This is a genomic window from Embleya scabrispora DSM 41855 (assembly GCF_000372745.1).
GTDB lineage: Bacteria > Actinomycetota > Actinomycetes > Streptomycetales > Streptomycetaceae > Embleya > Embleya scabrispora.
In genome coordinates this window covers 257,665-276,283 of the sequence record NZ_KB889562.1, presented here as the reverse complement: position 1 = coordinate 276,283, position 18,619 = coordinate 257,665, and the positions used below count along the sequence as shown (strand labels likewise).

The following is an 18,619-nucleotide window of genomic DNA, read 5'->3' as shown; positions in this document are numbered from 1 at the left end:
GCCTCCCGCTCACGCCCTCCCTCTTTTCTACCCGCCGGTAACGGGGTCTGAATACCTATTCGGCGGCAAAACCGGCACCGGGGCGGGCGGCCCGGCCGGCGCCGGGCGTCGGCCGGGCAACAGGGTGGTGGGACCCGTGCGCTTGGACACCACGCGCACCACCGGTTCGAATATCGACCCCAGCAGTCGGGAGCCGACGTCGATCGCGGTCGCGTCGGCGCCGACGAACACACGGGCCCTGCCCCGGCGCACGCCGCGCAGGATGATCCGGGCCGCGCGCTGCGCCGAGGTGCGCGAGGCCGCGTCGTGCAGCGCCACCACCTCGTTTTTGTCGTGCCCGGCGGCGGCGCGCGAGTTGCGCACGATGTTCGTCTTTATCCCGCCCGGGTGCACGGTGGTCACCCCGACCCCGGAACCGGAGAGCCGCATTTCCTGGCGCACCGACTCGGTGAAGCCGCGCACCGCGTACTTGGCCGCGCAGTACGCGCTCTGCGAGGGCACGCCGAACAATCCGAACACCGACGAGATGTTCACCAGATGCCCCTCGGGCGACCGGCGCAGGTGTGGCAGGAACGCCTTGGTGCCGTAGGCGACGCCCCAGAAGTTGATCCCCATCAGCCACTCGAAGTCGTCCCAGGACATCTCCTCGACGTCCGCGGTCAGTGCGACGCCGGCGTTGTTGACCACGAGGTCGACCCCGCCGAACCGCTCCGCGGTGGCGTCCGCCCAGGCGAGCACGGCCACGCGGTCGGCGACGTCGAGGACCGCGCAGTGGATCTCCCGTGCGCCCAGCCGTGTGGCCGAGGCCTTGGTCTCGTCGAGCCCCGCCGCGTCCACGTCGGCGAGCGCGAGCCGCGCGCCGTGCGCGGCCAGCTCGTACGCCAGGGCCCGCCCGATGCCCGATCCCGCGCCGGTGACGACGCACACCCGACCTGTGAATTCCCGGATCACACGCACTCCCTGTTCGTATCGCCCGAAGCCCTCGCGACCGCCGACGCTGCTCGCACCGCGCGCGGGACCGCCTGCATCTCATCAGATTCCGGCGGTCGGATAAGTCTGATGATCCGATAACTGGCCTAGGCGAGCCGATCCCACCGCCGCGCGCGATGGCCCTCCGGCGAGAAGCGTCGACTCATCCGGCGAAACCCGGTCAGCGACCCCGGCCACAGCGCGGTGACCCGGCCGTTGCGCTCGTCCATGTACCAACTCGTACACCCGCCCGTGGTCCACACCGTGCGGCTCATCCGCTCGTCGAGCCACGCGTTGTAGGCGTCCTGCGTCTCGGGCAGCACCTCGACGTCGGCGATGCCCTGATCGTGCATCTGCCGGATCGCGTCCACCGCGTAGCGCACCTGCGCCTCGATCACCACGGTCATCGACGAGTGCCCAAGCCCGGTGCCCGGACCGATCACCAGGAACAGATTCGGGAAGCCGGCCACCATCGACCCCTGGTGGGCCGCCATTCCCTCGCGCCACGCCTCGCTCAGCGTGCGCCCGTCGCGCCCGGTGACGATGCTCGCGATCGGCGGCCGGGTGGCGGTGAACCCGGTGCCGAAGACGATGGTGTCCGCCTTGTGCTCGATCCCGTCCGCGGTGACCAACGCGCCCGGGCGCACCGCGGTGATCGCGGAGGTCACGACCTCGACGTTGGGCCTGGTCAGCGCCGGATAGTAGTCGTTCGACAGCAGCACCCGCTTGCAGCCGAGCCGATAGTCGGGGGTCAGTCGGGCGCGCAGCCGGGCATCCGCGACCTGCTCGCGCAGGTGCGCCAGGGCCTGCTTCGTGGCCAGTGCGGTGACCGCGTCGCGCGGCCCCAAGAACGCGCCCAGGGTGGCCTCGCGCTGCCAGTACAACCCCTGACGCACCACGTGCTGCGCGGCCGGCACTCGTCGGTAGAGCCGCCGCTGCCAGTCGGGCAGCGGTCGGTCGTGGCGCGGCATGATCCACGGCGGGGTGCGCTGATACACGTCCAGGCGGCTCGCCCGCGGCTGGATCCGCGGGACGAACTGGACCGAGGATGCGCCGGTGCCCACCACCGCGACGTGCCTGCCGGCCAGGTCGTGCTCGTGGTCCCAGCGCGCGGAGTGGAACACGTGCCCGCCGAAGTCCTCCAGACCGGGCAGCGCGGGCAGCGCCGGCTCGGTGAGCGGGCCGGTCCCGGCGATCACCACGTCGGCGGTGTAGTTGCCGGCGCCGGTGGTCAGTCGCCAGCGCGCCCGCTCGTGCTCCCATCGGGCGGCGGTCACCTCGTGGCCGAGCCGCAGGTGCGGCAGCAGACCGAACTCGCGCGCACAGCGGCGCAGATACGCCTGGATCTCCGCGCCCGCCGAGAACGCGTGCGACCAGGCCGGGTTCGGCGCGTACGAGAAGCAGTACAGGTTGGACGGCACGTCGCAGGCCGCGCCCGGATACGTGTTGTCCCGCCAGGTGCCGCCGACGTCGTGGGCGCGCTCCAGGATGACGAAGTCCTCGATGCCGGCGTGCCGGCGAAGCCGATGGCCGGCGGCCAGGCCGGAGAAGCCCGCTCCGATCACGGCCACCCGAACGTGCGTCGTGTCCACTGCGGCCTCCGTAACCGGATTGGGGCCCTGCACCTGGAGGCTACTGACAAGTAGCCTCGGCGCGGAAGACCGGACGCGACCCTTGCGTCCATCGTTCCCGTCGCGTCGTGGTGCCGCCGCGCCGCCCCGGGCCCAACGCCCGCGCGCGGTTGCCCGGGCACGGGTACGGCCCGGCGTGGTAGGGAAGAGGAGATCGAATCGGGCTCGTGGGACGCCCGTGGCGCTGTGGTGAGGAGTACGACGATGGCAGGGACGCGTTACCAGGTGGTCCAGGACGGCGCCGGGCAACCCTCGAACGGGCCCTGCGAGCACCTGGGCACGCTGCCCGAGACGGTGGTTCCGGGCTCGACGCAGGGCTGCGAGGACTGCCTGCGCGACGGTACGCAGTGGGTGCACCTGCGCGAGTGCCTGACGTGCGGTCACATCGGCTGTTGCGACAGCTCGCCGAACCGGCACGCGACCGCGCACTGGCATGCTGCGGATCATCCGCTGGTGCGCTCGTTCGAGCCGGGCGAGGAGTGGGCGTGGTGCTATGCGGACGAGCTCGTCGCGGTGCCGGTGGAGTGACGCCCCGGGACGGGGCGGCGACGAACCCTGATGCCGAGGCGAGTGTCGGTGCGGCTGCCTAGACTCCGGGGTGTGGTCGACACAGTCGAAGGCATTGGGAGTACCCGATGAGTGATCTCGTGGCAACGGACGGCGCCGACGTGGTGGAGGTGCACTTCGAGCCGTTTCGGGTGGAGCTCACCGGCTACTGCTATCGGATGCTGGGCTCGGTCTTCGAGGCGGAGGACGCGGTCCAGGACACCATGGTGCGGGCCTGGAAGAGCTTCGACCGATTCGAGGGCCGCTCCTCGGTCCGCTCCTGGCTGTATCGGATCGCCACCAACGTGTGTCTGGACAGCCTCAACGGGCGCGAGCGTCGGGCCCGACCGATGGACCTGTCCTCGCCCGTGCCCGCCTCCTCGGCGCTGACCCCCGCGCTGCCCGAGGCCACCTGGATCGAGCCGATCCCGGACGGCCGGGTCGTGCCGAGCGTGGCCGACCCGGCCGAGTTGGCCGTCGCGCGCGAGAGTGTGCGGCTCGCCTTCATCGCCGCGCTGCAACACCTGCCGCCCCGGCAGCGCGCCGTGCTGATCCTGCGCGAGGTGCTGGCCTGGAAGGCGAGCGAGGTGGCCGAGTTGCTCGGCAGCACGGTGGCGTCGGTGAACAGCGCGCTCCAGCGGGCCCGGGCCGCACTCGCGGAGAACGAGGTCGCCGCGACCGACCCGGTCCGGCCGCTGGACGAGGAGCAGCAGTCGCTGCTCGCCCGCTATGTGGACGCGTTCGAGCGCTACGACCTCGACTCGCTCACCGCCCTGCTGCGCGAGGACGCGACCCTGTCGATGCCGCCGTACGAGCTGTGGCTGCGCGGGCACGAGGACATCCGTGCGTGGTTCCTGGGCACCGGCCACGGCTGCCGGGGCTCGCGGCTGGTCCCGATCGTGGCGAACGGCACGCCGGGCTTCGGCCAGTACCGCCCCAGCGGTCCCGGCGGCAGCTTCGAGCCGTGGGCGCTCCAGGTGATCGAGATGTCACAGGGGCAGATCATCGGCCTCAACTCGTTCCTCGACGTCCCGCACCTGTTCCCGCTGTTCGGTCTCCCGCCGACACTGGACGCCACGTCCTAGGGTCGCGGCCGGGCCCGGGCCGGTCGGGACGATCGTGTCCAGGCCGGTCAGGGTGAGCAGGTCGCACAACTCACCGCTCGCGCCGTGCAATCGGATCCGCCGGTGCAGGCCGCGGGCGGTGAGCTGGAGCCGGGCCAGTGCCTCGATCGCGGCCAGATCCGGACGGGTCAGCGCGCTCACGTCGCACGGGAACGGGTCGGCCCGGTCGCTGCTCAGCAGGACGAGCAGCCGGGCGCACAGACCCGGGACGTCCGCGCGGACGAGCGGCGCGTACACGATCAGTGCGCCGGGTGGCGCGGTGGGTGTTTCGGGTGAAGCGACCATCGACGACCTCCTGTGACGACGCTGTACCCGGTTATGACCGCTGTCGCGGACAAAACTCATCACCCGGGTTTGCCGGGAGGTCGTCGAGGGTTTCCCGGTGGGGGTGCAAGGCGTGGCAAGTCCCTTGTCGAACGGGCTGTTTGGCGTGTCGTAGGCCGGCGCCGCACCGACTTCGAGGGGATGACACGTTGTCCGGGCAGGACTGGGCACCCACCGGGATCGACGTCAGTCGTCCCCATCCCGCCCGTGTGTACGACTACCACATCGGCGGCAAGACCAACTATCCGGCGGAACGGTTCATCGAGGTCGCCCCGCAGACCTCGGTCACCGCGCGGGACAACCGGGCCTTTCTCGGGCGCGCGGTGCGGTACGCGGCGGAGCAGGGCATCGACCGGTTCCTCGACATCGGGACCGGGATCCCGGCTCCCGGCAACACGCACGAGGTCGCCCAGGAGATCGTTCCGTCGGCCCGGGTGGCCTACGTGGACAACGATCCGATCGTGCTCGCGCACGCCCGCGCGCTGATGCCGGTGGCGATCCTGCACTACGTCTCGGCCGCCGAGGACCCGGCGGGCGTGGTGAACCGGCTGCTGGAGGCGGTGCCTTCGGGCAGCCTGCTGATCGCCTCGCACACCACGTCGGACTTCCTGCCGCCGATCTCCGCAGAGCGGGTGCTGGAGATCAACGACGACGCCGAGTTCATGCTGCCGCGCCCGTACGCCGAGATCGCGTCCTTCCTGACCGGCGTGGAACTGGTCGAACCCGGCCTGGTCCAGGCGCCGTTGTGGCGTCCGGAAGAGGACGCGGACCTGTCGCCCGAGCGGCCGGCGCCGTCGTGGATCTACACCGCGGTCGGCCGCAAGGCTTAGGCGGCGCCGGCCCGAGTCCGGCGCTCGACCACCGGTTCGGTGGACGAACGCCGGACTCGACGCGCCTTACGGCAGGGCGCCTTCGACCGCCGCGACCAGCGCGCGCATCAGCGGCGTCCGGTCGATCCAGGCGACCGCGTCGCCGCGCCGGCGCGGTTCGGCGTCGGCGCGGATCGCGGACGCGTTGCGCTGGAGCCAGGCGGCCGCGTTCGCGCAGTGGTAGGGATGCATGTCGGCGATCTCCAGCACCTCGCCGCCCGCGGTGGTCCAGGTCAGTTCCTCGCGCAGCAGCCGCGCCCAGGCGCCCTTGCGGTGCGCGCCGCGCGCGATCAGCGCCTGTCGGCCGGCCCTGGTGATGCCCATGTTCCGTCCGCGCAGCGGTACTTCGGCGCCGAGTCGGACCAGCCGCCGGCGCTGGAGAGTGGCCAGCGTGCGCACCGAGATGCCGGGCGCGCCGGGCCGCACGCCGTCCGGGTGGGTGCGCACGGTCTTGGTGTCGATCCGGGTCAGGGCCCGGCGCACGGTCGCGGGTTTCACGGGGGTCAGCCGGATCATGGTGTTGACAGTGGACATCGAGGGATCCTCCTCTGCGTCGAGCCGCGGCGGGTCGGCCGCGGTGGCGCTCAACCCATGTGTCAAGCATCCCACCCGGCACCGACATCGGGACCCGTGCGACGTGCGCATTGGTCGGACAAGTCCGTTTGCTGGTAAGGGAGTTGACCGTGGGTCGGGAGGTTCGCCGGGGCCGGCCGAAGGCGTGACGACGCGGTGGTTCAGGCGCTGCGCCATACCGGTGCGTCGGAGCCCCAGGGGGTGGGCGGATGGGCCCATGCCGCGGGCAGTCCGGGCAGTTCGAACGGCGGCAGCGCGTGGGTGAGCGGGCCCACGGCCGTGTCGGTCGTGGCCAGATACGGGGTCGGGTCGTACGGCTCGGCGACCTCGGGCTCGCCGGGAGCGTGGGCGCCGGTCAACCAGTGGGCGGTGCGGGCCAGTGCGAGGTCGATCCGGCTGCCCCGGTGGTCGGCCAGGCGCAGCGTCAACGCGCGCAGGACGGCCGCCGCGAGCAGGTATCCGGTGGCCCGGTCCAGTGCCTGGGTCGGCAGCGCGCCCGGGTCCGGCGCTTCGCCCGCCTCGATCCGGGCGATTCCGCAGGCGCCTTGGACCAGGCTGTCGAAGCCGCGCCGGTTCGCCCACGGCCCGGGGCCCCACGCGTTGAACGCGGCGGTGATCAGCCCCGGGTGCCGAGCGCCGAGCGTGTCCTGGTCCAGGCCCAGCGCGGCCATCGCGTCGGTGCGGTAGCCGGTGATCAACACGTCCGCTTGACCGAGCAGTTCGTCGAAGCGGGCACGATCGGCGCGATCGCGCAGGTCGAGCAGGGAGGAGCGTTTGCCGAACGCGTTGTCCCAGTACTCGCCCGGGTTCTCCGGCAGGTTCGGCGAGTCCACGCGCAGGACGTCGGCGCCCAGATGGGCGAGGGTGCGGGTGCCGGTGGGGCCGGCGAGCACCCGGGTCAGGTCCAGGATCCGGACGCCGGCGGCGGGCGCGGGGTCGGGCGCGGGGCACCACGGGTCGCCGGCCGCGGTGCGGGTCAGGTCCAACAGCGGCAGGGCGGCGATCGAGGCGCCTTGCGGGTGCGTGGCCCATTCGCTCGGTTCGCGCACGGCGAAGCCCAACGCGCCGTGGGCCGCGAGCAGTTCCTCGATCTGCCCGCCGGTGAGCCCGGCCAGTGCGTCGATCGCGGCCTCCACCGAGTCCACGCCGAGCGCGGTGAACGCCGCGGCGCGGTGGTGCGGGTAGTTGCCGTGCAGGCGCACCCAGCCGTCGGCGCTGCGATGGAAGCGCGAGAGCGGGTGCATCGACACCAGCGGCTCGCCGGCCAGGCGCAGATGCCGGTCACTGGCGATCGCCGTGGCCGCGGCGCGGCTGTCCAGGACCACCGGTGCGGCGAAGGATCCGCCGCGGGCGGCGCCGAGTTCGCGCGCGGCGAGCGCGACGGCGCCGATCGATGCCTGGGCGAGTGCGGTCACCGGCAGCGCGGAGGAGAGGGCGTACTCGGGGCCGGTGAGGGTGATGTGCGCGCGGTCGGCGGGGTTGCCGCCGAGGGCGCGCCAGGCATGGTCGAGGAGCTGCGCGGGGGTGGTACGCATCGAAGCCTCACGGTTCTCGCGACTGGGGAGCCGGTGGAACCACCTGTTCGAGGAGTTCCGGAGGGCAAACTAGCGGGTCCCCGGTGCCCGAGTGTGTCCGCGTCCGCACTGTGGGCGCCCGGGCAAACGATTGGTCACTCGTTTGTGGAGGGGTTGTGCGGTTTGCCCTCTCGGGCGCGGTCGTGTTCGAGACTTGAGGCCATGAGGCGTATCTGGGGCGAGGACGGCGGGTCGGGGCTCGGGCGCCACGACGCGCTCCTGAAGGACGCCCGGCTGAGCGTGCCGGCGCGCGGCCTCGCGGTGTACCTGCTGTTGTTGCCGGACGGTGCCCGCCCGGATCCGCGGGTGTTGGGCACCCGGCCGGGGGAGAGCGCCGAGTCGATCGCCGGCTATCTGGACGAGTTGGCCGCGGCCGGCTACCTGACCCGGGTCCCGGGTCGCGACGCGCACGGGAGAGCGATCGAGGAGGTTCGGCTCGCGGCGAATCCGGGCGAGCACGCGGCCGCGGCCGGGCGGCGGTTCCGCTGGGCGGGACCCGGGCATCCGGCCGGCGGCTGAGCGTCGTTCGCGGGCGGGGCGGTCTACATGTCCTGCCAGGTCGGGGACCGGCGCTCGCGAAAGGCCGCGGCGGCCTCGGTCATGTTGCCGGTGAAGGTGCCGAGCACCTGGGTGCGGTTCTCCAGTTCGAGTTGCTGGCGCAGCGAGGTGGCGCCGATCCCGGACCACAGGCCCTTCTTGGTCATCCACACGCCGTACTCGCTGTTGGCGGCGATGGCCCGGGCCAGGTCCAGTGCGGCGGGCAGGTGTTCGCCGGTCGGCACGCGGGCGTTGAGCAGGCCGTAGGCGTCGGCTTCGGCGGCGTCGAAGTGCCTTCCGGTGAGCATGAGTTCGGCCGCGCGGGTGGGACCGACCAGGCGCGGCAGCAGGTAGCTGGTGCCCACGTCGGCGGAGGACAGGCCGACCTTGATGAACACCGAGCCGAAGCGGGTGCTCTCGTCCGCGACCCGCAGGTCGCAGGCCAGCGCCAGCGCCAGGCCGCCGCCGACGGCCGCGCCGTGCACGGCGGCGATCACCGGCTTCTCGCATTCGTGCACGGCCAGGATCAGTTCGGACAGGTGTTCCTGCGAACGGTAGACGTGTCCGACCGGGCCGCGGTCCTCGGCGTCGGGGGCGTGGTCCGGGTCGCCGGAGAGGTCGGCGCCGGAGCAGAATCCGCGGCCCTCGCCGGTCAGCACGATCGCGCGCAGCCCGCGTTCGCGGTGCAGCCCGGCGAAGGCGGTCTTCAGGTCGCTCACCATGGTCGCGGAGAGTGCGTTGAGCCGGTCCGGCCGATCCAGCCGGACGATGGCGACGCGGGGTTCGGGACGCTCGACGCGCACGTATTTCATGTGACTCAGTCAAACATATTCACAGGGTGAAGGAAATGCCCGCGAGGCGCCGTGCCCGGCGAAGTTACCTGCCGGTAGCATCGCGCTCATGACTGAATCGACGACCGACTTCGACGCCGTCGCCGAGGGCCTGCGCGCCTCGGTGCCCTTCGTGCGCACCCTCGGCCTGGAGTTCGTGGAGCTCGCCGCCGACCGCGCCGTGTTGCGGCTTCCGGACGAGTCCGCACACCACAACCACATCGGGGGTCCGCACGCGGGCGCCATGTTCACCCTCGCCGAGTCCGCCTCCGGGGCGATCGTGCTCGCCGCGTTCGGCGAGCAGCTCCCGCGCGCGACGCCGCTCGCGGTGGACGCCGCGATCCGCTACCTCAAGGTCGCGCGCGGTCCGGTGCTGGCCGAGGCCCGCCTGGGCCGCCCCGCCGCCGAGGTGATCGCCGAACTGGACGCGGGCAAGCGCCCGGAGTTCGTGGTCGGAGTCATCATTCGCGACGAAGCGGGTACCACCACCGCGGAGATGACCGTCACTTGGACGCTGCGCCCCAACCGCGCCTGAAAGGCGCACACTGGCGCGGTGACCGGTGGACGTTTCCGGTCACGGCGCCAGGGCAGGCAAGGGCCCGTGCCGGTCGGGAACGTCCCGATCATGTTTTTGCTTCGGGTTGGTGATGGTTTCTAATTCTGTTCGGACGACCGGGCCGATCGTGGTGGGCAAGGTGTCCCGCCGACTCAGGGTCCACGAGGCGTGGCGACGTTGGCGCCGCGTGTTGCGGGCCCTGACGACGGCTTTGGTGGTGTTGTCCATCACGGTGGTCACCGGACTCGGGGTCGCGCGGGTCACCGTGCTCTCCGCCGACTGGTACGACGGCGTGCTCGAACGCGAGCACGCCTACGACCGGCTCTACGACGAGGTGCTGGTCGACCCCCGCCTCGCCGGGGTCACCAACGACCTGCTGGGCCGGCTGCCGATACCGCCCAACCAGGTCACCGCCAACCTGCGCCTGGTGCTGCCGCCGTCCACGCTGCGTGGAATGGTGCGCGACCAGGTCGGGCACACCGTCGGCTATCTGCGCGGCGACGAGCGCGAGCTGCGGTTGTCCGTCGACCTCAAGCCGGTGATCAACAACCTGGGCAAGGTCGCCGACGTGTTCGTCGGCGACCTCACCGGCGACGTGCCCCGGGTGACCGAGGACAACGCGCCGGCGCTGGTGGACGGCGTGTCCAAGGCACTGGACGCGCTCGCGCAGGGCCGTGCGCCCGAGGCGCTGCCGGCGCTGCACCTGGACCCGGCCGCGGCTCCCGAGGTGGCCGACCTGATCCTGGCCCGGTTGCCGGCGGAGGCGCGCGCGCCCATCCGCGGACAGGTGGTCGCCTCGCTGCGCGCCGACGACCTGGGCGGCGTGCTGGTGGCGGTCGTCCCGGTGATCTTCGGGGAGAAGGTTCGGCAGGCGCAGCTCGGCCTGACCGGCCTCTCGGGCGGCGGCATGTGGGACCTGACCCTGGATCTGCGGGCGAGCCAGGCCGACCGGGACACCAGGCTGAAGCTGGGTCAGCTCGAACAACTGCGCGCGATGACGGTGTTCGGCCTGAGCCGGCTGCTCGGCGTGGCGAGCGTGACCGCGCTGCTGGGCCTGGTGGTGCTGTGGCGGACCGGGTCGGCGCGCGGCGCGGCCCGGCTGCGGCTGCCCGCGCTGGCCCTGGCGGGCGGCGGGCTGCTCGCCGGGCTGGGGTGCCTCGTCGCGTGGGGTCTGCTGCCGCACGTGGTCTCGGAGAACCGGGACGGCTGGGCGCCCTCGGTGGTCCGGTTGACCGGCGACCTGCAGGAGGCCGCGGCGCGCGACATCGTCGGGGTCTGGCTGGCCGCGGCGGCGGTGCCGCTGGTGTTCGGCGGCCTCACCTTCGGCGCCGTCGCGCTGTGGGACAAGCACAAGCACCGGCGGGCCGCGCCGGTGCGGCACACCACCCGGCGGGTGCTCACCTCCGGCGCCGCGGTGGTCGCGGTCGGGGCGATCGCGCTGACCATCTTCGTTCCGGTGCCCACCTCCGGGTCCGGTTCCGACGCCAAGCGCTGCAACGGGATGACCGAACTGTGCAACCGGCGCTACGACCAGGTCGCCTACCTGGCCACGCACAACTCGATGTCCTCCACCGCGGCCCGCTTCCTCAGCCCGCTCCAGGACGCGGACATCGTCACCCAGTTGGACGCCGGCGTGCGCGCCCTGCTGGTGGACTCGTACACGTGGGAGGCACCCGAGGAGGTGGCCGGCCGGCTCGCCGAGTCGGACCTGGATCCCGAGTCGCGCAAGATCGTCGCCGGGGTGGTCAACGACGTCGCGCCGGCCAGACCCGGGTTGTGGTTGTGCCACTCGGTGTGCCGGGGCGGTGCGTTGCCGATGGTGGAGACGCTGCGCGCGGTGGGCCAGTGGATGGATCGCAACCCGCAGGAAGTGGTCACCATGATCGTGCAGGACGCGATCACCGCACAGCAGACCGAATGGGCGTTCCGCGAGGCGGGCCTGGAGCGACTGCTGTTCACGCCGGCGGCCGACCCGGGCGAGCCGTGGCCCACGCTCGGCTCGATGATCGAGAAGAACCGCCGCCTGGTGGTCTTCGCCGAACGCGCCGACGGGCCCGTCCCGTGGTACCGCAACTTCTACAAGTACGGGATGGAGACGCCCTACGCCTACGCGAGCCCGGCCGAGATGAACTGCTCGCCCAATCGCGGCGACGTGGGCAAGCGGCTGTTCCTGCTGAACAACTTCATCACCTCCACCGGCGGCAGCCGGATCGACGCCGGCCAGGTCAACTCGCGGCCCTTCCTGCTGGATCGCACCCGTCGGTGCGAACGCGAACGCGGTGCGCAGGTGAACTTCGTCGCGGTCGACTTCGCCACCATCGGCGACGCGAAGGGCGCGGTGGACGTGTTGAACATCACCCGAAAAACACACTGACGGGCCGTCAATTTATCGACAGTCGAGGATCAGTAGGACAGGCCGTGTCCGATTTCGAAGAGCGGCTCCGCGTCCGCGGGCAGGTCGTCGACGAGCCGGCCGGCGGGCGCGTAGCGGCCGAAGACGACATCGAGCACACCCTCGTCGTCCGCACCCCGGGTGCCCAGCAACGCGGCGCAGTAGCCCACCAGATCGGCCACCGCGGCCGGCCGATACAGATCGATCACCGCGACCGTGGGCACCGACGCGGCGATGTCCACGATCCGGTCCAACTCGGCGCCCTGATGGTCCTCGGGCAGGCGCAGCAGGGCCACGTCGGCGTCCGCGAGGTCGGCCACCACGGTCGCGTAGCGGGCCGCGACGCCGGTGTCCACGTGTTCGGTGTACACGCGCAACGCGTCGCGCAGGGGTAGGGCCGGTCCGCCGCTCGTGCTGATCCGTGAGCTGATGCGGTTCGTGAGCAGCACGACGGCGTGCGGATCCCGATCCGTCATGGGTGAGCCCTCCTCCCGGCCGCGGCAGGCGCCGCCCTGACCCCGGACCCTACGCGCCGGGGACGACGTCTCGGGCACCAGGTTGCCGGTGCCTACCCCGAACCCGCCCGCTCAGCCGGGCGCGTCCAGCGCCGCCGCCGCGGTGCGGGCCAGCGCGACCAGCCGCTCGCGATCGACGACCGGGATGGTGATGTCCACCGAGGTGACCAGATCGCCGCGGGCGCGGGCGAAGGCGATGCCGTCGCCGCGCGCGGGATCGCGGTAGAGCACCGCCGCGTCCGAGATCCCGGGCAGCGCCTCGTGCGGGCCGGGACCGGTGGCGGTCGAGCGCGCGGTGTCCAGCGGTCCGCCGACCATCGCCTGCGGCAACTGCCCGACGGTGACCGACAGTACGCGCCGGCCTCCGGAGTCGAGGTATTCGCAGGTACGCCCGGCGTCCGCGGGCCTGGTGTGCACGGGGCCGACCGCGAGCACCTCCTCGACCCGGGTGGGCGAGAGCAGGTCGCAACTGTCGGCGGGTGAGGTGCCGCTGCTCACCGGGGAGGGGGTGGGCCGCGGTGGTGCGCCCGCGTTGTCGCCGGGCGCGGGTGCGGAGACGGCCGCGTGCCGAGGCGGCGCGTCCGAGTCGTCACAGCCGCCGAGCAGGCACGCCAGGCCCACCACCCCCACCAGGGTGGCGGCGGGCCCGACGCGCGCGGTCACAGCCGGCCGACCATCGTCCGGGCGATGCCGGCCAGGACGTCGGCCGACACGTCCTTGTCGCTGCGGCCGACGTAGACGTCGGCGTCCAGGTAGGTGTCGCCGAGCAGCTTGGCCCAGACCACGCCGTTGGCGGTCGAGTCGCGGTAGGTGAAGGCCGCGTCGCCCACCCCGGGCAGGGCCGTGGGGTTGTCGCCTCCGTCGATGGTGCCCTTGGCGGCCTGCTCGGCGGTGCTGTACTTGGCATCGGAGGAGGACATCATCACGGTCATCATGGACAACCCTCGCGCGTCCCGGTAATCGCAGAACGAGCTGCTCGAGCTCTTGAGCTTTTGGTCGACCTCCGCCTTGACCACCGGCAGTCCGAGCAGCGTGGCCACCTCGGCCGCGGTGAAGAAGCGGCACGGGTCGTTGATGTAGGGCCCGGTCGTTCCGGTCGCCGGCGCCGAGGTGCCGGTCGAGGAGGTGCTCGGCGAGGCTGTGGCCGAGGAGCTCGCGGACGCCGAGGCGCCGTCGGTGGGTGGCGCGGTGGTGCGGCGCGGCGGCTTGGTCGGGGTGCTCGTCGGTCGACCGGTCGGCCCGCTCGTCGGCGTCGGCTTGGCGCTCTCGAGCGCGCGAACGGTGTCCAGCGGCGACCTGTCGTTGTTGCCGCAGCCGGCGACGCCGGCCCCGACGGTCAGCGCGACGAGTACCGCGATCACGCCCGTGCGGACAGTCCTGGTGCGCACTTTGCTGTTCCCCCCGGTGTTCGAAGTGCAGTCGTCCATGAGATGAACCTAGGGCCCTCGGGGTTCCCGAACGAGTGGTACCTCCCTTGGAAGTCGAGGGGGATGTGAGGGCGCGATAATGCGCCCATGACTTCCGCACCACACTCAACCACCCATCCGGGGGCTCGCGCGGTGACGCAGGCCGTGATCCTCGCCGGCGGGCAGGGGTCCCGGCTGCGCCCCTATACCGACGATCGACCCAAGCCGATGGTGGAGATCCCCGGCACCGGCACCCCGATCATCGGACACCAGTTGCGCTGGCTGGCCGCCGAGGGCGTGCGCGATGTGGTGGTCTCCTGCGGGCACCTCGCGGAGGTGCTCCAGGACTGGCTCAAGAGCGCCGATCTGCCGGTGCGCGTGGAGACCGTCGTGGAGACCGAGCCGCTGGGGCGAGGCGGCGGGTTGAAGTTCGCCGCCGCCGCGCTGCCGCGTCCGGACGAGCCGTGGTACGCCACCAACGGCGACATCTGGACCCGGTTCTCGCTCACCGAGATGGCCGCCTTCCACCACGAGCGCACCGCGCTGGCCACGCTCGCGCTGGCCCGGCCCCGGATTCCGTGGGGGGTGGTGGAGACCGACAAGTACGGCCACGTCCTGGACTTCATCGAGGCGCCGCCCTCGCCGTACCTGATCAACGCGGGCGTGTACGTGTTCGCGCCCGAGTTCACCGCACTGCTGCCGGACGTCGGCGACCACGAGCGCACCACGTTCCCCGGGCTCGCCCGGGCCCAGCGGCTGGCCGGTTTCCCGATTCCGCAGGGTGCCTACTGGCGCGCGATCGACACCGCCAAGGACCTGTCCGAGGCGGCCAGGGAGCTGCGCGGCGACGGCTGAGCGCGTCCCCTTCGGGTCGAACGGGTCCGGCCCCAGCCGCTCGGCGGCCGGGGCCGGACCGTTCTCCCGGGGATTTTCCTGGCGGCTTCCTCCGTCAGCGAGTGGGTTGTTCGGGGTCTCGTGTGCGCGCTTCCCGTGACCCCCGCGGCCACGGGTTTGAGCGTACTGAGCTACTCGGTGGCCGCGGTGTCAGGACGTGATGCCCGCACGGGCACCCGGGTTGGCGGTGTCGCGCACCATCCGCAGTCCGTCCAGCAGACCGGCGAGCTGACCCTCGGTCAACGGGTCGATCAGCCAGGTCTGCAACAGGTCGACATGGCCGGGCAGCACGCCGCCGATCCGGTCCGCGCCGTCGCGGGTGAGCACCGCGAACAGTGCCCGGCGGTCGGTGGGACAGTTCTCCCGGGCGACCAGTCCTTCCTTTTCCAGGCGATCCACCACCCGGGTCACGCCGGATGTGGACAGTGACGTCTGGGCGGCGAGATCGCTCATCCGCAAACGCTGCTCGGCCGAGCGGGACAGTCGCACCAGCACGTTGAAGTCGACCGTGGACAGGCCGTGCTCGCCCAACTGCGGGCCGAGTCGGTCCATCAGGCCGGTGTAGACCTCCACGAGCAGTCCCATGGCGGTGATGCGCGGATCGTCGAAGGGGGTGATGGGGGCGGTCGTCGGGGCGGGGGATGCGGCTCTTGGGGGAGTGTGCATGCCCCTATCATAGCGAGTAGTTGCTATGCGGAATATCTGAGCAAAAGATATTGCAAAGTGTAATATCCCCAAGGCAACTACATTCCCCGGCCGACGGTCTCACACTCGGCGGGTCGCCAGGAACGCGTCCACCTGTTCGTGGATGTAGGCCACGTCCTCGGCGTCCATCCGGTGGTTCATCGGCACGATCAGCGCGTGCTCCATCACCCGGTCGGCGTTCGGGTAGCCGGCCGGGTCGGCGCGATGCGCGATGTCCTTGAAGCCCGGCTGGCGCAGGATGTTGCCCGACCACACCGTGCGGGTGGACACCCCGCGCTCCTCCAGCCAGGCCTGCATCTCGCCGCGGGTGAAGGGCAATCCCTCGTTCAGCAGGATGGGGAAGTTGAGCCACCCCGTCTCCAGGCCCTCCGTCTGCCGCGGCGCGGTGAACTCGGGACGCGCGTCGAAGTAGGCGTGATGCGCCGCGAAGTGCTCCCGGCGGGTGGCCAGGAACCGGGGCAGCTTGGCGAGTTGGGCCAGACCGAAGGCGGCGCCCAGCTCGGAGGGCTCGAAGTTCCAGCCGATCTCGTCGAAGATGAACAGGTTGTCGTACAGCACGCCGTCGATCTCCTCGAAGAAGTCGCGGTTGCCGCGCTTGGAGCCGAACAGCTGCAACTCGCTGCGCCGGCCCCAACGCCGCAGCATCAGGCCCCGATCGCGCAGGTCCTCGTCGTCGGTCAGCACCATGCCGCCGTTGCCCGCGCAGGTGATGATGTGCGACATCGCGAAACTGGTCACCGAGATGTCCGCGCGGGTACCCGTCGGCGTCCCGCGCAAGGTGGCGCCGAGCGCATCGCAGGAGTCCTCGATCACCTTGAGGCCGTGCCGGTCCGCGATCGTGCGGATCACGTCCCAGTCGGGGGCGTTGCCCGCGAGGTTGGGGGTCAGGATCGCCCGGGTGCGCGGGCCGATCAGGGCCTCGATCCGGGCCGGGTCGATCTGGTAGGTGTCCGGCTCGACGTCCGCGAGCACCGGCACCAGACCGGCCTTGACCATCGGCGCGATGTCCGTGGAGAAGGTCAGGGTGGAGGTGATGATCTCGTCGCCGGGGGACAGTCGCAACAATTCGATCGCGAGGTAGAGCGCGGAGGAACCCGAGTTGCACATCAGGCCGTTGCGCTTGCCGAACAACTGCGCCACGCGGGTCTCCATGGCCGCCACGTTGCGCCCGATGCCCATCGCCGAGGGCGGCCCGTTCAGCACCGCCAACATCGCGTCGATCTCGCTCTGGTCGTGCACGCTGCCGGCGTACGGGATCTTGCGCATGAGTGCCTACCCTCGTGGTGATGTCGCGATCGCAGCACGGCTGACGAAGCGTCAGCTGACGATGTGTCATAGCTATCATGGCTATGATGGGCGAACAAGACGACGGGAGCTGAGCGTGCGGTACACCACTGTGGGCAAATCGGGTCTGAAGGTCTCCGCGATCGGCCTCGGCTGCAACAACTTCGGCATGCGGATCGACCAGGACGGCGCCGACAAGGTGGTCGGCGCCGCGCTCGACGCGGGAGTGACCCTGTTCGACACCGCCGACATGTACGGCGGCGGCCGGTCCGAGGTGCTGCTGGGCAAGGCGCTGGGCGACCGCCGCGAGGACGTGGTGGTGGCGACCAAGTTCGGCGCCAAGGTCGCCGAGGGACCGTACGGCCGCGGCTCCTCGCGCCGGCACATCGTGCGCAGCTGCGAAGGCAGCCTCCGGCGCCTGGGCACCGACCACATCGACCTCTACTACCAGCACTACGCCGACCCAGAGACCCCGATCGAGGAAACGCTCGGCGCGCTCGACGACCTGGTCCGGGCGGGCAAGGTGCGCTATGTGGGCACCTCCAACCTGGCCGCGTGGCAACTCGCCGACGCCGCACACCTCGCCGGCTCCACCCGCTTCGTCGCCGCGCAGATCGAGTGGAGCCTGCTGGAGCGCACCGTCGAGCGGGACATGGTGCCCGCCGCCCGACACTTCGGCGTCGGCGTCATCCCGTACTTCCCCCTCGCGTCCGGCCTGCTCAGCGGCAAGTACCGGCACGGCGAGGAGTTCCCCCGGGACAGCCGGTTCGCGGCCATCCCGTCCTTCGCCCGGAACGTGGCCACCGACGAGAACTTCGCCATCGTCGAACGGCTCACCGCCTACGCCGAGAGCCAGGACCTGACCCTGCTCCAACTCGCGCTGTCCTGGTTGGCCGCGCAACCCGAGGTCGCCTCCGTCCTGGTCGGCGCGACCCGCCCCGAGCAGGCATCGGCCAACGCCGCCGCGGTCGTCGAACTGACCGCGACCCAGGTCGCCGAAATCGCCGAACTCGCAGCGGCGGTACCGGCGTGAACCCGGCGGCGCAGCCGGTCCGTGCCGGCACCGAACGATCCCTGCGCAACGCCGGCATCGCGGACGAACTCGCCCGCCGGCTGCGCCGCCGGATCCTGGACGGTCCGCTGCGCGACGGGGACATGCTGCCCAAGCAGGACGACCTGATCGCCGAGTTCGGCGTCGGCCGCACCACGCTGCGGCAGGCGTTTCGGATCCTGGAGACCGAGGGCCTGATCACCGTCAAACGCGGCAACACCGGCGGTGCGGTGGTACACGTGCCGCAACCCGCGGACGCGGCACACATGTTCGGCATGGTGATGCACGCGCGCCAGGTCCGCCTGGACGACCTCGCCCAGGCGCTGCGCCGGCTGGAACCGGTCTGCGCGGCGTTGTGCGCGGCGCGTCCGGACCGGGCCACCGAGGTGTTGCCGTGGTTGCGCGAGGTGCACGCGCGGATGGAACGCGCGGTCGAGGACGGGCCGGCCTACATCCGGGCCGGGCGCGACTTCCACGAGGCGCTGGTGCTGTTGTGCGGCAACGAGACGATGAAGATCCTGCTCGGTGCGGTCGAGGTGCTGTGGGCGCAGCAGGAGCGGGAGTGGGCCCAGGCGGCGCTGGCCGACACGGGGGAGCGGGTTCGACGCGCGGGATTGCGTGATCACGAGCGGTTGATCGCGCTGATCGAGGCGGGCGACGAGAGCGAGGTCTACCGCGAGTCGGTACGGCACTTGGAGGCGGCGCAGGACTACCCCTTGCGGGGTCGCGGCGAAGCACCCATCACATCGGCCTGACACCGACCTCAAACGCCGGCGAAGCAGCCCCGCCGGCGCATGAGGCGAAGTAGCCCGGCCGGCGTTTGAGGCCGATCGGCCGGA

General features: G+C 71.6%; 20 protein-coding genes. 9 read left to right on the top strand and 11 right to left on the bottom strand.

The annotated features are described in order from the left end of the window. Positions 1-27: 27 nt before the first annotated feature. Both A3IC_RS52240 and A3IC_RS0103340 read right to left on the bottom strand, forming a co-directional pair. A complete protein-coding gene (locus A3IC_RS52240; RefSeq protein ID WP_020548649.1) occupies positions 28-951 on the bottom strand; it encodes an SDR family NAD(P)-dependent oxidoreductase in 924 nt (307 codons plus the stop codon). 125 nt (positions 952-1,076) lie between these two features. Further along, a complete protein-coding gene (locus A3IC_RS0103340; protein WP_020548648.1) occupies positions 1,077-2,561 on the bottom strand; it encodes a flavin-containing monooxygenase in 1,485 nt (494 codons plus the stop codon). Positions 2,562-2,804: 243 nt separating this feature from the next. Here A3IC_RS0103340 and A3IC_RS0103335 point away from each other — a divergent pair, with 243 nt between their 5' ends. Beyond that, the gene (locus A3IC_RS0103335; protein WP_052173179.1) at positions 2,805-3,128 is read left to right on the top strand and encodes a ubiquitin carboxyl-terminal hydrolase 14; all 324 of its coding nucleotides are present in this window, start codon (positions 2,805-2,807) and stop codon (positions 3,126-3,128) included. A gap of 107 nt (positions 3,129-3,235) precedes the next feature. Then, positions 3,236-4,231, top strand: coding sequence for a sigma-70 family RNA polymerase sigma factor (locus A3IC_RS0103330; protein WP_020548646.1), 996 nt, complete (start codon positions 3,236-3,238; stop codon positions 4,229-4,231). On the opposite strand, the gene A3IC_RS0103325 is transcribed toward A3IC_RS0103330, so the two are convergent. Beyond that, a complete protein-coding gene (locus A3IC_RS0103325; RefSeq protein WP_026217839.1) occupies positions 4,136-4,555 on the bottom strand; it encodes an STAS domain-containing protein in 420 nt (139 codons plus the stop codon). The two genes, A3IC_RS0103330 and A3IC_RS0103325, sit on opposite strands and share 96 nt — an antisense overlap. A gap of 188 nt (positions 4,556-4,743) precedes the next feature. On the opposite strand from A3IC_RS0103325, the gene A3IC_RS52235 reads away from it, so the two are divergent. Continuing rightward, a complete protein-coding gene (locus tag A3IC_RS52235; protein WP_040876041.1) occupies positions 4,744-5,424 on the top strand; it encodes an SAM-dependent methyltransferase in 681 nt (226 codons plus the stop codon). Between the two features lie 66 nt (positions 5,425-5,490). Here the strand turns inward: A3IC_RS52235 and A3IC_RS0103315 are convergent, their stop codons facing one another. Next, on the bottom strand, positions 5,491-5,997 hold the full coding sequence (locus tag A3IC_RS0103315; protein ID WP_158695791.1) for a hypothetical protein: 507 nt from the start codon (positions 5,995-5,997) through the stop codon (positions 5,491-5,493). 200 nt (positions 5,998-6,197) lie between these two features. Further along, positions 6,198-7,571: a CoA transferase gene (locus tag A3IC_RS0103310; protein WP_020548642.1), complete on the bottom strand. Its 1,374-nt coding sequence runs from the start codon at positions 7,569-7,571 to the stop codon at positions 6,198-6,200. A gap of 201 nt (positions 7,572-7,772) precedes the next feature. Here A3IC_RS0103310 and A3IC_RS52230 point away from each other — a divergent pair, with 201 nt between their 5' ends. Next, the gene (locus A3IC_RS52230) at positions 7,773-8,129 is read left to right on the top strand and encodes a hypothetical protein (protein WP_020548641.1); all 357 of its coding nucleotides are present in this window, start codon (positions 7,773-7,775) and stop codon (positions 8,127-8,129) included. A gap of 23 nt (positions 8,130-8,152) precedes the next feature. Here A3IC_RS52230 and A3IC_RS0103300 read toward each other — a convergent pair whose 3' ends face one another. Next, a complete protein-coding gene (locus tag A3IC_RS0103300) occupies positions 8,153-8,959 on the bottom strand; it encodes an enoyl-CoA hydratase/isomerase family protein (RefSeq protein WP_020548640.1) in 807 nt (268 codons plus the stop codon). An 88-nt stretch (positions 8,960-9,047) separates the two neighbouring features. On the opposite strand from A3IC_RS0103300, the gene A3IC_RS0103295 reads away from it, so the two are divergent. Beyond that, entirely contained in the window at positions 9,048-9,512 is a 465-nt protein-coding gene (locus A3IC_RS0103295; protein WP_020548639.1) for a DUF4442 domain-containing protein, read from the top strand. 208 nt (positions 9,513-9,720) lie between these two features. After that, positions 9,721-11,907: a phosphoinositide-specific phospholipase C-related protein gene (locus tag A3IC_RS52225; protein WP_040876091.1), complete on the top strand. Its 2,187-nt coding sequence runs from the start codon at positions 9,721-9,723 to the stop codon at positions 11,905-11,907. A gap of 29 nt (positions 11,908-11,936) precedes the next feature. On the opposite strand, the gene A3IC_RS0103285 is transcribed toward A3IC_RS52225, so the two are convergent. The 3 genes from A3IC_RS0103285 to A3IC_RS0103275 all read right to left on the bottom strand — a co-directional run bounded on the left by A3IC_RS0103285 (position 11,937) and on the right by A3IC_RS0103275 (position 13,828). Next, the gene (locus A3IC_RS0103285) at positions 11,937-12,401 is read right to left on the bottom strand and encodes a glycoside hydrolase family 3 protein (protein WP_020548637.1); all 465 of its coding nucleotides are present in this window, start codon (positions 12,399-12,401) and stop codon (positions 11,937-11,939) included. A gap of 111 nt (positions 12,402-12,512) precedes the next feature. Next, a complete protein-coding gene (locus A3IC_RS0103280) occupies positions 12,513-13,103 on the bottom strand; it encodes a DUF3558 domain-containing protein (RefSeq protein WP_020548636.1) in 591 nt (196 codons plus the stop codon). Beyond that, positions 13,100-13,828, bottom strand: coding sequence for a DUF3558 family protein (locus tag A3IC_RS0103275; protein WP_158695790.1), 729 nt, complete (start codon positions 13,826-13,828; stop codon positions 13,100-13,102). Before A3IC_RS0103275 ends, A3IC_RS0103280 begins: the two co-directional genes overlap by 4 nt. Positions 13,829-13,954: 126 nt before the next feature. On the opposite strand from A3IC_RS0103275, the gene A3IC_RS0103270 reads away from it, so the two are divergent. Further along, positions 13,955-14,701 (top strand): nucleotidyltransferase family protein, encoded by a 747-nt coding sequence (locus A3IC_RS0103270; protein ID WP_026217837.1) that lies wholly within the window; start codon positions 13,955-13,957, stop codon positions 14,699-14,701. Positions 14,702-14,890: 189 nt separating this feature from the next. Here A3IC_RS0103270 and A3IC_RS0103265 read toward each other — a convergent pair whose 3' ends face one another. Together A3IC_RS0103265 and A3IC_RS0103260 are read right to left on the bottom strand one after the other, a co-directional pair. Next, the gene (locus A3IC_RS0103265; protein WP_052173178.1) at positions 14,891-15,406 is read right to left on the bottom strand and encodes a MarR family winged helix-turn-helix transcriptional regulator; all 516 of its coding nucleotides are present in this window, start codon (positions 15,404-15,406) and stop codon (positions 14,891-14,893) included. Positions 15,407-15,505: 99 nt separating this feature from the next. After that, positions 15,506-16,711, bottom strand: a complete 1,206-nt coding sequence (locus A3IC_RS0103260) for a DegT/DnrJ/EryC1/StrS family aminotransferase (RefSeq protein ID WP_020548633.1) — start codon at positions 16,709-16,711, stop codon at positions 15,506-15,508. A gap of 115 nt (positions 16,712-16,826) precedes the next feature. On the opposite strand from A3IC_RS0103260, the gene A3IC_RS0103255 reads away from it, so the two are divergent. Then, positions 16,827-17,762, top strand: coding sequence for an aldo/keto reductase (locus A3IC_RS0103255; protein WP_245599132.1), 936 nt, complete (start codon positions 16,827-16,829; stop codon positions 17,760-17,762). Beyond that, a complete protein-coding gene (locus A3IC_RS52220; protein ID WP_020548631.1) occupies positions 17,759-18,535 on the top strand; it encodes a FadR/GntR family transcriptional regulator in 777 nt (258 codons plus the stop codon). Before A3IC_RS0103255 ends, A3IC_RS52220 begins: the two co-directional genes overlap by 4 nt. Positions 18,536-18,619 lie beyond the last annotated feature (84 nt).